A 12062-nucleotide genomic window follows, 5' to 3' on the forward strand; every position below is an offset into this window, starting at 1 on the left:
AGATTGTTCACCGAAATTCCTCCTGTCGTCGGGCCAGACGTTGCAACACACTCTCTCTGTGGTGTTCATCGCGGGCAACGGCGATCGCGGTACGCGCGAGCGCGAGCGCACCGTCGGTCACCGCGCGGTCGGCCGAGGCGTTGACACTCGCCGCGGCGAACCCCGGCTGATGCGTCACCGCCCCATCGGTGTCTATGCCGATGACCGGATGGATGCCCGGGATGACGTTGGTGACGTTGCCCATGTCGGTGCTGCCGAGTGGTCGCCGCGCCTCGAGATCCGCGGCGATGGGCACCCGGCCCAGGTCGGCGATCTGTTCGCGATAGACCGCCAGCAGACCCGGATCGGGCGTGAGCTCGGTGTAGGTGGGCGCCACCGTCCGGATCTCGTGGGTGCAACCGGTCGCGAGGGCGCCCGCCTCGAAACAGGCCGAGGCTCGTCGCATCAGGTCGTCGAGCGACGCGGAGTCGGCTGCGCGCAGGTAGTACAGCAGTTCCGCATGGCCGGGCACGATGTTCGGGGCCACACCACCGTCGCTGATTATACCGTGCAGTTGCTGGCCGGGCCGCAGGTGCTGGCGTAGCAGACCCAGCGCCACCTGTGCGACCGTGACCGCGTCGCCCGCGTTGCGGCCCTGATCGGGCGCGGCGCTGGCGTGTGCCTCCTTGCCGTGGAACCGGACCGCGATGTCGGCCAGCGCCAGCGAATGCGCCCCGGCGATCTCGAGCGGGCCGGGATGGACCATCATCGCCAGCGCGATGTCGTCGAAGGCGCCCGCCTCGAGCATCAGCACCTTGCCGCCGCCGCTCTCCTCGGCGGGCGTGCCGAGCACCACCACGGTCAGGTCGAGCGCCTCGGCGACCTCGGCGAGTCCCAGCGCGGCGCCCACCGCCGCGGCGGCGATGATGTTGTGCCCGCAGGCGTGCCCGATCTCCGGCAGCGCGTCGTACTCGGCGCACAGGCCGACGGTCAGTGCGCCGCTGCCGTACTCGGCGCGGAAAGCGGTCGGCAGGCCCGCCACGTCGCGGTGGACGGTGAAACCTCGCTCGGCCAGCGGTTCGAGGATCTTGGCGACGCTGCGGTGTTCGGCGAAGGCCAGTTCCGGTTCGGCGTGCAGCGCGTGTGAGAGGGCGACCAGCCGCGGTCCGGCCGCGAGCACCGCCGCGTCGGCGCGCACGGCGGCGTCGAGACCGGCCGGGTCGGCGGGACGCGGTAGTGGCATGGCACACAGTCTGGCACTGCGGGCGGTGCGCGGCGCGGTACGCCCGGCAGGCGGGTCGCCGCCCCGGCGCGACAAGGCGCCCGGCGGGTGACGATACTGGTGTCATGCTTGCCGAACAGGCCGCCGAAGCGATCGCCGAACGGACCGGAGCGCCGCGCCATCGCGTCGCGGTGATACTCGGGTCGGGGTGGCAGGCCGCCGCCGCCGAACTCGGCACTCCCACCGCCTCGGTACCGATGCCCGACCTGCCCGGCTTCGGGACGCCGACGGCGCAGGGTCATGTGCCCGTGCTGCATTCGGTCCCGGTCGGCGACAACCAGGTGCTCGTGCTGATGGGCCGTCAGCACCTCTACGAGGGGTACTCCCCCGCCGAGGTGGTCCACCCGGTCACCGCGGCCGTGGCGGCCGGTGCGGAGATCATCGTGCTGACCAACGCGGCGGGCGGCATCCGCCCCGGCCTGAGCGTCGGCGAGCCGGTGCTGATCGCCGATCACCTGAACCTGACCGGCCGTTCCCCGCTGGCGGGGGCCGCGTTCGTGGATCTCGTCGACGCCTGGGACCCGCGGCTGCGGGCACTGGCACGCGAGGTCGACCCCGGCCTGACCGAAGGGGTGTACGCGGGACTGACCGGCCCGCAGTACGAGACACCCGCCGAAATCCGCATGCTCGCCACCCTCGGCGCCGACCTGGTCGGCATGTCCACGGTGCTCGAGGCGATCGCCGGTCGCTCGCTCGGGGTGCGTCTGCTCGGGCTCTCGCTGGTGACCAACCTGGCCGCGGGCGTGACCGGTGAGCACCTCTCGCACGCCGAAGTGCTGGCCGAGGGCGCGGCCGCCGCGCCGCGCCTGGGCAAACTGCTGCGCGGCGTGCTGGAACGGCTGTAGATGCTGCGCTTCGGCACCGCGGGCCTGCGCGGTCCGCTGCGCGAGGGCCCCGACGGGATGAACGCCGACACCGTCGCCCGCGCCACCGCCGGGGTGACCGCCTGGCTGCGCGAGCGTTGCCTCGGCGGCGGCCGGGTGGTGGTCGGGCGCGACGCCAGGCACGGCTCGGCGGAGTTCGCGACCGTCACCGCGGAGATCTTCCATGCCGCGGGCTTCCCGGTGACGCTGCTGCCGCAACCGATGCCCACCCCGGTGGTCGCCTACGCGGTGCGCGCGCTGGGCGCGGTGGCCGGGGTGCAGATCACCGCCTCGCACAATCCCGCCTGCGACAACGGCTACAAGCTGTACCTGGACGGCGGCTCGCAGCTGATCGCGCCCGCCGACGCCGAGATCGAACGCTGCATCGAGGCCGCGCGGCCGCCCTTCGCCCGCAGCCCCGTCCAGCCCGCGGACGACACCCTGCTGCGCGACTATCTGGAGCGGGTCGCCGAACTGCCGTCGCGCATCGGCGGCGACGGACCGCGCGCGCCGATCCGGATCGCGGTGAGCCCGCTGCACGGTGTGGGCGGTGAGGTAGTGCTGCGAGCGCTGTCGGCGGCCGGCTTCACCGATGTGCACGTCGTGGCCGAACAGTTCGACCCCGACCCGGATTTCCCGACCGTGGCCTTCCCCAACCCCGAGGAACCCGGCGCCGCGGACCTGCTGCTGGCGACCGCGCGACGGGTGGACGCCGACCTGGCCATCGCCCTCGACCCCGACGCCGACCGGTGCGCCCTCGGCGTGCCGGGCCCGGGCGGATGGCGGATGCTGCGCGGGGACGAGACCGGCGTGCTACTCGCCGACCGGGTGCTCGGCACCGCGGGGCCGGACGCGCTGGTGGCCACCACGATCGTCTCCTCCCGGCTGTTGTCGAAGCTGGCGGCGGCGCGGGGCGCCCGCTACGCCGAGACGCTGACCGGGTTCAAATGGCTGGCCCGCGCCGGTGACGGCCTGGTCTACGCCTACGAGGAGGCGATCGGACACTGCGTCGACCCGTCCGTGGTGCGCGACAAGGACGGGATCTCCGCGGCGGTGCTGGCCGCCGACATGGTGGCCGCTGCCAAGGCCGGTGGACGCAGTCTGCTCGACGACCTCGACGACTACGCGCTGGCCTTCGGTCTGCACGCGGGCGGGCAGGTCTCGCTGCGCCTGGCCGACGCGGATGCCGCGGTGTCCGTGGTCGCCGGCCTGCGCGCGGCCCCGCCGGAGGTGATCGCGGGCGAACGGATGCGCTTCACCGACCAGCTCCTGGTGCGCGGCCGGATGCGCACCGACGCACTGATCTTCGAGGGCGAGCGGTCGCGTGTGGTGATCCGCCCGTCCGGGACCGAGCCGAAACTCAAGTGCTACCTGGAGGTCGTCCTGCCGGTGTCCGGCCGCACGGGCTTGCCGGAGGCCGCAGATGCGGCGCGGCAACGGCTTTCGGAGCTGGCCGCGTTCTGCCGAGCACTCCGACCCGCTCCGGCGCGGGGGTGAGCTCGGGATCTCAGCGCGGCCCGAACTGGCGGTCGCCCGCGTCGCCGAGACCGGGCACGATGTAGGCGTTCTCGTTCAGCCCGTCGTCGATGGCGGCGGTCAGCAGCCGCACCGGCAGCCCGCTGTTCTCCAGGAGGGCGATGCCCTCGGGCGCGGCGACCACGCACAGCGCGGTGATCTCGGTGGCTCCCCGGGCGACGAGCAGTTCCAGGGTGTGGCGCATGGAGCCGCCGGTCGCCAGCATCGGATCGAGCACGAAGACCGGGATATGGGCGAGGTTGTCGGGCAGCGACTCCATGTAGGGCACCGGCCGATGGGTGGACTCGTCGCGGGCGATGCCGACGAAACCGACTCTGGCCTCGGGAATCAGGCCCGACGCGGTGTCGACCATGCCGAGGCCTGCCCGCAGTACCGGCACCAGCAGCGGCGGAGTCGCCAGCCGGATGCCGACGGTCCGGGCGACCGGGGTGGTGATCTCGTAGGTGGCCACCGGGGCGTCCCGTAGTGCCTCGTAGATCAGGATTCCGGTGAGATCGGCGAGCGCCGCGCGGAACGCGGCGTCACTGCTGCGCTCGTCGCGCATCGTTGTCAGCAGAGCAGCGGCCAGCGGGTGATCCACGGTGTGGGTGCGCATGATGGAACGATAAGGTTGTTTGCGATTCACGGCAGGCCATCCGAGGCGGACCGGCCGGGTCGGACCGTCCGGAGCAGGCCGGCCGGGACAGGTCGTCCGCGACAGGCCGAAGGCGTGAATCTTTTTCCAGGGGTGTGGAACCACGCGGCGGGACGGCGCGTCGAAATAGGTGGATGACGTACTCTGCCTGGGAACGAACGGATGGGGGAAGCACATCATGACCAAGATGTCGGCGGACACCGAGGGCATCGTCGCCTATGGCGCGACCGCCGGTGTCATGGCGGGTGAGATGGCCGGAATCGCGGCGGGGGCCGCGGGCGCGTCGCCCGCGTTGCTGGGCCCGATCATGGGTCTCATCGGTGGTGACTTCATGGCCGCCTATGCCGCGGCGCACGCCGGGCACGTGGCCTCGATCGCCCAGCTGTCGGCGGTGCTGTCGAGCATGGGCGGCGCGGCCGCGGCCTCGGCCACCGTCCTCACCGAGACCGACCTGAACAACGCTGCGGCCCTGCGCTCCACAGACTTGGGCGGGTGAACCGGTGATCGACATCAACGTGCTGGTCAAGCCCCTGCTCGACCTGCTCAGCAGCTTCGGCACGGGTGTGCAGCCCAGCGGCGGGCCCGGCGACGCGCTGGTGTCCACCTCCACCGCGCTCGATCAGCTGCACCAGTTCGGCAAGGCGAGCATCAACCAGCTCAATACCGCGTGGGACGGCGTCGCGGCCGACTCGGCCACCTCCAAGGCGCTGCGCGTGCAGACCTCCGCTGCCACCATCTCCGACCGGAGCACGGAGATGGCCACGGTCGTGAATCAGGCTGCCGCGGAAGTGGAAACGGGCCAGAAGGACCTGAACACCATCGTGCAGTCCTTCGTGAACACCGCCACCGCACTCGGCCCCACGGTGGCCACGCCCCAGGGCTTCACACTGCTGGTGGGCTCGGCCATCGATCACCTGAACCAGGGCATCGGTGTGGTCGGGCGGGTGCGCAGCGAACTCGACACCCAGACCGCCGCGATCACCCAGCTGACCCCCGCGCCGTCGAGTCCGGCCGTCGCGAGCCTGCCGGGGGCGATCACCAGCCAGGCGGGCTCCGGCCTGCAGAGTCTGCTGGGCATGGCCGGGCAGGCCGGTTCGCTGGTCACCTCGATGGCGAGCACGCCGTTGAAGCAGGTCTCGCAGGCCGCTACCTCGACTACGCCGGCGGCGACCACGCCGAGCGGTCAGAACTCGAACACCTCGGACTCGTCGAGCGCCACCTCCGACGGCGTGAAGATCACCCTGCCCGACGGCAGCGTGGTGGAGGCGCCCAACGAGAAGGCCGCCAAGGCGGTCACCGCGGCGATCAGCGCCACCGGCACGCCCTACGTCTGGGGCGGCAACACCCCCGGCTCCGGCATCGACTGCAGCGGCCTGACCAAGTGGGCCTACGGCGAGGCCGGCGTCGAGCTGCCTCGACTGGCGCAGGAACAGCACATCGGTCACCCGCAGGTCTCCCCCGGCGAGCTGATGCCGGGCGACCTGGCGGTGTGGGACGGCCACGTCGCCATGGTGGTCGGCAACGGTCAGCTCGTCGAGGCGGGTGATCCGGTCTCGATCAGTAACATCCGAACGGAGAACATGGGTATGGAGTTCTACGGCTTCTACAGGCCCACAGAATGAGCGAACAGCAGATCCCGAACGTCACCGTCGCGGTCAGCCAGAACCGGTCGGGCACCATCGCGGTGCGCGCGACCGATCAGGGCATGCCGGTGGAGATCAAGTTCGAGCGCAGCGAATACCGTTACGGCGCACAGGCTCTGGCCAACGAGATCCTGCGACTGACCCAGCGCTCGGCCATCGCCGCGCGGGCCAAGCGCCGTGAGTTGCTCGCCGAGACGGGCATGCCGGCCGACATGCTGGACAAGCTCGGCCTGCCGACCCGGCAGCAGGCGGTCGACGAACTCGACCGGATCGACGACGCCGACACCGGACCGACCACCTGGATGAGGCCACTGTGAGTGCTGAGATGGACGCCCTGGTCGCCAACGCGACCGCCAAACTGGAGGCACTCGAGGCCGCCCTGTACGGCCTCGGCCAGGTCCGCGGCAGCTTCACCAGCGAGGACGGCGCGGTCGGCGTGGAGGTCGACAGCAACGGCGCGCTGGTGGGTCTGCGGCTGTCGGAGTCGGTGACCACGATGGCCCCGGCCGATGTCGGTCAGCTGATCATCTGGGCGTGCAGGCAGGCCGCCGAGGACGCGGGCGAGCAGCGTTCGAAGGTCGTTGCGACGCTGAACGAGTCGTTCGCTTCGGACACGAAATCGGGTCCGGGCCCGCTCGGGGGCAGGCCGGATAGTGCCTGAGCCGGAAGCTCGATAGGCTTCCGCTCATGGCTTCTGGAGACATCGTCCCGATCGAGCTCGGCCTGACCGACGGCGATCTCGTCACCTTGTGGGCGCCACGCTGGCGTGACGGTGACGACGAGTGGATGGCGTTCCTCGGACACGAGGACACCCTCTACGGATTCGAGTCCGTCGCTGAACTGGCGGCCTTCGTCCGCACCGATACCGACAACGACCTGGTGGACCATCCCGCGTGGAAGGTCGTGGTCGGACTGTCGGCGGTGGAACTGGAGCCGCAGGAGCACCACAGCTTCGACCTCGTCGGCGTCCCCGAGCTCGCCGCGGGCGACCCGGAGCCGGAGGTCGTCGCCGAACTCGAGGACACCCTCGACATGGTGCGCAACCTCGGTGACGTGTGCGAGCTCGACGTGGTCACCAAGTTCTTCAGCTCACACCCGGTGCTCGGCGCGCTGCCGGGCGGGGCGAGCGCGTTCGTCGGACGCGACGGCGAGGAGCTCTGGGACCAGATCGGCGCCGCCATCGCCAAGGACTGGGACGATGTGCTCGACGCCGTCGACTCGGTGGTGAGCACCCCCGACGTCGACGCCACGGCGGTCTCCAACGCCGAGGCCGAACTGCTGGCCGCCGAGGAGAACATCGTCGACGCCGACGACGCGGCCGAGAGCGAGGAGGAGGCCGAGTTCGAGCCGGTCGACCTCGACAAGACCGAGGACGACGCGCAGGATGAAGACGACGACTCGTTCTGGCACGAGGTCGGCATCGACCCGGTGAAGATCATCACCAGCGAGGGCACCCACTTCACGCTGCGCTGCTACCTCGACGACGAGCCGATCTTCCTGGGCACCGAGGGCGCGATCCTGACCTTCGCCTCCGAGCGGGCGCTGGCCCGCTACCTGGCCGACGACCATGAGCACGATCTGGCCCGGGTGAGCACCTTCGGCGAGGTGCAGACCGCCGCCATCGACGGCTCGCTCGAGGTCGAGGTCACCGACGAGAACGTCTACGTGCTGCCCGGCCTGGCCGACGATCTGGCCGCGGGACCGGATGCCGTCGACATCGATCAGCTCGACCTCGCCGTCGAGCTGTTCACCGACGCGGCCGACTACGCCGACGACGATGTGGTCGAGGTCGCGCTGGCCAAGTCCACCCCGCTGGGCTGGTACGTGTCCTACCTGCTCAACCCCGACCCGACCCGGCTGGCCCCGAACCCGCCGTTCCACGCCGAGGCGCAGGCCTGGCGGGAGCTGGAGCGCGCGTTCGAAGCCCGCCTCACGTCCGAGTAGCAGCCCGGCTGATCGGCGGAAGCCGGTCAGCCGATCAGGACCGCGTAACCGGGCTTGATGATGTCGTCGATGATGCGCAGACGTTCCGGGAACGGAACGAACGCCGACTTCATGGCATTGATGGTGAACCGTTCCAGATCGCTCCAGCCGTAACCGAACGTCCGCGACAGCTCGAACATCTCCTTGCTCATGCTGGTGTCGCTCATCAACCGGTTGTCGGTGTTGACGGTGACACGGAAGCGCAATCGGGCCAGCAGGTCGAAGGGATGCTTGTCGAGCGAGGGCACCGCGCCGGTCTGCACGTTCGACGACGGGCACAGCTCCAGCGGAATGCGCTTGTCCCGCACGTAGGAGGCCAGCCTGCCGAGTTCGGCGTCGGCGATCTCGCCGCCGGGCACCCGGATGTCGTCGATGATGCGCACCCCGTGCCCGAGCCGGTCGCATCCGCAGTAGGCCAGCGCCTCGTGGATGGAGGGCAGCCCGAACGCCTCGCCCGCGTGAATGGTGAAGTGGGCATTGCTGGCGCGCATGTACTCGAAGGCGTCCAGGTGCCGGGTGGGCGGGTACCCGGCCTCCGCGCCCGCGATGTCGAATCCGCCGACGCCGCGGTCACGCCAGCGCACCGTCAGTTCGGCGATCTCGCGCGAGCGCGCCGCGTGCCGCATGGCGGTCAACAGGCAGACCACCACGATCGGCTGCCCGGCCGCGGCGGCCTCGGCTTCGCCCTCCCTGAATCCGGCCAGCGTGTGCTCGACCACCTCGTCGAGGCTCAGCCCGCGTTCCAGATGCTGCTCGGGAGCGAAGCGCACTTCGGCATAGACGACGCTGTCGGCGGCCAGATCCAGCACGCATTCGCGGGCGACCCGGCGCAGACCCTCGGGCGTCTGCATGACGGCGACGGTGTGGGCGAAGGTTTCCAGATAGCGTTCCAGCGAGCCGGAGTCGGCGGATTCCCGGAACCAGGCCTCCAGGTCCGCCTCGTTGTCGGCCGGTAGCTCGTCGTACCCACAGTCGGCGGCGAGCTCCAGCACCGTCGCGGGCCGCAGACCACCGTCGAGGTGATCGTGCAGCAAGACCTTGGGCGCTCGGCGGATCGAAGCGAGGGTCGGTGGCGTCGGTCCTGTCATAGCAATACGTTAGCCGCGGTCCCTCGTTTCGGCAGCGGACCGAACCGCTGACACCGAACGGTCACCGCCGCGACCGGATCCGTCCACCTTCCCTGATTGTCACCGACTGCCCACGACGGCACGCGAGCCCCGAAATCGGCCCGGCGTTCGGTGCGACTGGTCATCCGATGCGATCGAGAACGAGCGGCCCTGCGTCCGGCACCCGCTCCCCGATGTCGATCGCCTCCCGCAACGCCGACGTGGCCGCGGGGAACATACGCGGCGTGTCGGTGTGCATGGTGAACAGCGGGTCCCCGGCGCGCACCACCTCGCCGGGCTTGGCGTGCATCTCCACTCCCGCGCCGAACTGCACCGGATCGCCCTGCTTGGCCCGGCCCGCGCCCAGGCGCCAGACGGCCAGCCCCACGCCGAGTGCGTCCATTCTGGTGAGGACCCCGTCACGCTCGGCGCGCAGCGTCTCGGTGTGCGCGGCGCGCGGCAGGGGTGCGTCGGGATCGCCGCCCTGGGCGCGCACCATCGAACGCCAGTGGTCCATGGCACGGCCGGAGGCGAGCACCTGCGCCGGGTCGGCGTCGAGGCCGGCGAGGGCGACCATCTCGGCGGCCAGCGCCAGCGTCAGCTCGACGACGTCGGCCGGGCCACCGCCCGCCAGCACCTCCACCGACTCGGCCACCTCCAGGGCGTTGCCCGCGGTGCGCCCGAGCGGAGTGTCCATGGCGGTCAGCAGAGCGACCGTGCGGACCCCGGCGTCGGCGCCGAGTTCGACCATGGTGGTCGCCAGTTCGGTCGCGCTCGCCGGGTCCTTCATGAACGCGCCCGCGCCGACCTTCACATCCAGCACCAGCGCGGCGGTGCCCTCGGCGATCTTCTTGCTCATGATGGAGCTGGCGATCAGCGGGATCGATTCGACGGTGCCGGTGACATCGCGCAGCGCGTAGAGGCGTTTGTCGGCCGGGGCGAGATCGGCGCCCGCCGCGCACACCGCCGCACCCACGGCCGGGTCCGCGAGGATCTCGCGCAATCGCGCGGGCGACACATCGGCCCGCCAGCCCGGGATCGACTCCAGCTTGTCGAGGGTTCCGCCGGTGTGACCGAGGCCGCGGCCGGACAGTTGCGGCACCGCCGCACCACACGCGGCGACCAGCGGCGCGAGCGGCAGGGTGATCTTGTCGCCGACGCCGCCGGTGGAGTGCTTGTCCACGGTGGGGCGCGGCAGATCGGTGAAGTCCATCCGCTGCCCCGAGGCGATCATGGCGGCCGTCCAGCGCGCGGTCTCGGCGCGGGTCATCCCCCGCCAGAAGATCGCCATCGCCAGCGCCGACATCTGCTCGTCGGTGACCTCGCCACGGGTGAACCCGTCGATCACCCAGTCGATCTGCTCGCCGGACAGGGACCCGCCGTCGCGTTTGGTGGTGATGATCGAAACCGCGTCCAGAGCCGTCACGCGGCCAGTCTGGCACGCGGTGGGGTTTCGCGCGCCGGGGTCACGCGCGGCGGGGTCACGCGCGGCGGGGTTCGTCCGTCAGGGCTGCCCTGCCGCCAGATGGCCGGGCCCGAACGCCTCGGGAAGCAGTTCGCCCAGCGGGCGCGGGCGGTCGGGATGGTCGATCAGCAACTCGGCACCGCCATGTTCGAGCAACACCTGGCGACAGCGTCCGCAGGGGGTCAGAATTTCGCCCCAGGAATCGCAGACCGACACCGCGATCAATCGCCTGCCGCCGGTCACAATCAAGTTACCGACCAGTACACATTCGGCACACAGGGTCAGGCCGTATGAGACATTTTCCACATTGCATCCGCTCACAATTCGGCCGTCGGCACTGAGAGCGGCGGCGCCCACCGGGAACCGCGAGTACGGCGAATAGGCGTGCCGCATTGCTTCAAGAGCCTTGTCGCGCAATGCATTCCAGTCGATTTCGGGCACGATCGACCTCTCCTCGAACGGGTAGCGACAGCGCGCGCACACGACGAAACGCACCCCGTTGAACAGCAATGAAGGTAAACCTAACCCACCGGATGGGCGCGCAACGCACGGCACGCCGAATTAGTTCCGCGAATCGGAGAGGATTAGAGTCCGAGATAGATCGGTTCAGGTTCCCGACAGCGGGCACGTGCTAGAGGAGCAAGGCACAGCCATCTGGGGATTTCGCCCCATCAAGCGCGGTCGGCACCGGGCCTGCAACCGGGTCCATCGACGACGTTGGAGGCAGCGCACTCTATGACCACGATCGAAGCTCCGGCTCAGCCGAAGCGGAAGACGCTCTATCGAGGCGACCCCGGAATGTGGTCCTGGGCGCTGCACCGGATCACCGGTGTCACACTCTTCTTCTTCCTCTTCGTGCACGTGCTGGACACTGCCCTGGTCCGGGTCAGCCCGCAGATGTACAACGAGGCGATCGAGATCTACAAGACGCCCGTGGTCGCGCTCATGGAGATGGGCCTGGTCGTGTGCGTGCTGTTCCACGCGCTCAACGGCGTGCGGGTGATCCTGGTCGACTTCTGGTCGGAAGGCCCGCGTTTCCAGCGTCAGATGCTCTGGGTCGTGCTGGCCGTCACGATCGTGACCGCGGGCGCGGGCATCGGCCGCATGTTCTTCTACCTGCTGACGGAGCACTGATCACGATGAGCGCACCTGTTCTCGGCAAGTCCTACGACCGGCCTGCCAGCCTCGACCTGCCGCGCTCGCCGCGCGCCCGCTCGGGCAACAACTTCGAGAAGTACGCGTGGATGTTCATGCGCTTCTCCGGCCTGCTGCTGATCGTGCTGGTCTTCGGCCACATCTTCATCATGCTGATGATCGACGGCGGCGTGAAGCGGCTGAACTTCGGCTTCGTGGCCGGACGCTGGGCCTCTCCGTTCTGGCAGATCTGGGACCTGGCCATGCTCTGGCTGGCACAGCTGCACGGCGGCAACGGCCTGCGCACCGTGATCGACGACTACTCCCGCAAGGACTCGACCCGCTTCTGGCTCAAGGTCCTGCTGGCCGTCTCGATGATCCTGATCATGGGCGTCGGCACCTACGTCATCTTCACTTTCGACCCCAACATCAGTTAG

14 protein-coding genes are annotated in these 12062 nt (G+C 70.0%); 9 read left to right on the forward strand and 5 right to left on the reverse strand.

The features are described 5' to 3' along the window. Positions 1-7 precede the first annotated feature (7 nt). The gene (locus NS3_RS16510; protein ID WP_067860573.1) at positions 8-1222 is read right to left on the reverse strand and encodes a M20 family metallopeptidase; all 1215 of its coding nucleotides are present in this window, start codon (positions 1220-1222) and stop codon (positions 8-10) included. Between the two features lie 104 nt (positions 1223-1326). On the opposite strand from NS3_RS16510, the gene NS3_RS16515 reads away from it, so the two are divergent. Both NS3_RS16515 and NS3_RS16520 read left to right on the forward strand, forming a co-directional pair. Next, the gene (locus tag NS3_RS16515; RefSeq protein ID WP_067860575.1) at positions 1327-2106 is read left to right on the forward strand and encodes a purine-nucleoside phosphorylase; all 780 of its coding nucleotides are present in this window, start codon (positions 1327-1329) and stop codon (positions 2104-2106) included. Further along, complete coding sequence (locus NS3_RS16520) at positions 2107-3621, forward strand: phospho-sugar mutase (RefSeq protein WP_067860577.1); 1515 nt, start codon at positions 2107-2109, stop codon at positions 3619-3621. It abuts the gene before it with no gap. 10 nt (positions 3622-3631) lie between these two features. Here the strand turns inward: NS3_RS16520 and upp are convergent, their stop codons facing one another. Next, entirely contained in the window at positions 3632-4255 is a 624-nt protein-coding gene (upp, locus tag NS3_RS16525; RefSeq protein WP_067860579.1) for a uracil phosphoribosyltransferase, read from the reverse strand. Between the two features lie 217 nt (positions 4256-4472). Here upp and NS3_RS16530 point away from each other — a divergent pair, with 217 nt between their 5' ends. From NS3_RS16530 to NS3_RS16550, 5 genes are read left to right on the forward strand one after another with little or no spacing between them, the layout of a single operon-like run. Next, the gene (locus tag NS3_RS16530; RefSeq protein WP_067860581.1) at positions 4473-4790 is read left to right on the forward strand and encodes a hypothetical protein; all 318 of its coding nucleotides are present in this window, start codon (positions 4473-4475) and stop codon (positions 4788-4790) included. A gap of 4 nt (positions 4791-4794) precedes the next feature. After that, entirely contained in the window at positions 4795-5916 is a 1122-nt protein-coding gene (locus tag NS3_RS16535; protein WP_067860583.1) for a C40 family peptidase, read from the forward strand. Beyond that, positions 5913-6254 (forward strand): hypothetical protein, encoded by a 342-nt coding sequence (locus tag NS3_RS16540; protein ID WP_067860585.1) that lies wholly within the window; start codon positions 5913-5915, stop codon positions 6252-6254. Before NS3_RS16535 ends, NS3_RS16540 begins: the two co-directional genes overlap by 4 nt. Beyond that, on the forward strand, positions 6251-6598 hold the full coding sequence (locus tag NS3_RS16545) for a YbaB/EbfC family nucleoid-associated protein (protein WP_067860587.1): 348 nt from the start codon (positions 6251-6253) through the stop codon (positions 6596-6598). The genes NS3_RS16540 and NS3_RS16545 overlap by 4 nt, the downstream gene beginning before the upstream one ends. Before the next feature lie 26 nt (positions 6599-6624). Further along, on the forward strand, positions 6625-7881 hold the full coding sequence (locus tag NS3_RS16550; RefSeq protein ID WP_067860589.1) for a SatS C-terminal domain-containing protein: 1257 nt from the start codon (positions 6625-6627) through the stop codon (positions 7879-7881). Between the two features lie 26 nt (positions 7882-7907). Here the strand turns inward: NS3_RS16550 and NS3_RS16555 are convergent, their stop codons facing one another. The 3 genes from NS3_RS16555 to NS3_RS16565 form a co-directional block, all read right to left on the reverse strand. Beyond that, a complete protein-coding gene (locus NS3_RS16555; RefSeq protein WP_067860591.1) occupies positions 7908-9008 on the reverse strand; it encodes an adenosine deaminase in 1101 nt (366 codons plus the stop codon). Between the two features lie 160 nt (positions 9009-9168). Then, complete coding sequence (locus tag NS3_RS16560; RefSeq protein ID WP_067860594.1) at positions 9169-10452, reverse strand: thymidine phosphorylase; 1284 nt, start codon at positions 10450-10452, stop codon at positions 9169-9171. A 78-nt stretch (positions 10453-10530) separates the two neighbouring features. Further along, the gene (locus NS3_RS16565; protein ID WP_067860672.1) at positions 10531-10932 is read right to left on the reverse strand and encodes a cytidine deaminase; all 402 of its coding nucleotides are present in this window, start codon (positions 10930-10932) and stop codon (positions 10531-10533) included. Between the two features lie 294 nt (positions 10933-11226). Between NS3_RS16565 and sdhC the strand changes: the two genes are divergently transcribed. Then, positions 11227-11625, forward strand: coding sequence for a succinate dehydrogenase, cytochrome b556 subunit (gene sdhC, locus NS3_RS16570; RefSeq protein ID WP_084495615.1), 399 nt, complete (start codon positions 11227-11229; stop codon positions 11623-11625). Positions 11626-11630: 5 nt separating this feature from the next. Further along, complete coding sequence (locus tag NS3_RS16575) at positions 11631-12062, forward strand: succinate dehydrogenase hydrophobic membrane anchor subunit (protein ID WP_067860596.1); 432 nt, start codon at positions 11631-11633, stop codon at positions 12060-12062.

Origin of the sequence: Nocardia shimofusensis NBRC 100134 (assembly GCF_001613125.1) — a bacterium.
Taxonomy (GTDB): domain Bacteria; phylum Actinomycetota; class Actinomycetes; order Mycobacteriales; family Mycobacteriaceae; genus Nocardia; species Nocardia shimofusensis.

What these genes read in the sequence shown, in the direction of transcription:
- NS3_RS16510 (WP_067860573.1), bottom strand. Translation starts at nt 1,222, where the DNA reads ATGCCACTACCGCGTCCCGCCGACCCGGCCGGTCTCGACGCCGCCGTG.
- NS3_RS16515 (WP_067860575.1), top strand. Translation starts at nt 1,327, where the DNA reads ATGCTTGCCGAACAGGCCGCCGAAGCGATCGCCGAACGGACCGGAGCG.
- NS3_RS16520 (WP_067860577.1), top strand. Translation starts at nt 2,107, where the DNA reads ATGCTGCGCTTCGGCACCGCGGGCCTGCGCGGTCCGCTGCGCGAGGGC.
- upp (WP_067860579.1), bottom strand. Translation starts at nt 4,255, where the DNA reads ATGCGCACCCACACCGTGGATCACCCGCTGGCCGCTGCTCTGCTGACA.
- NS3_RS16530 (WP_067860581.1), top strand. Translation starts at nt 4,473, where the DNA reads ATGACCAAGATGTCGGCGGACACCGAGGGCATCGTCGCCTATGGCGCG.
- NS3_RS16540 (WP_067860585.1), top strand. Translation starts at nt 5,913, where the DNA reads ATGAGCGAACAGCAGATCCCGAACGTCACCGTCGCGGTCAGCCAGAAC.
- NS3_RS16550 (WP_067860589.1), top strand. Translation starts at nt 6,625, where the DNA reads ATGGCTTCTGGAGACATCGTCCCGATCGAGCTCGGCCTGACCGACGGC.
- NS3_RS16555 (WP_067860591.1), bottom strand. Translation starts at nt 9,008, where the DNA reads ATGACAGGACCGACGCCACCGACCCTCGCTTCGATCCGCCGAGCGCCC.
- sdhC (WP_084495615.1), top strand. Translation starts at nt 11,227, where the DNA reads ATGACCACGATCGAAGCTCCGGCTCAGCCGAAGCGGAAGACGCTCTAT.
- NS3_RS16575 (WP_067860596.1), top strand. Translation starts at nt 11,631, where the DNA reads ATGAGCGCACCTGTTCTCGGCAAGTCCTACGACCGGCCTGCCAGCCTC.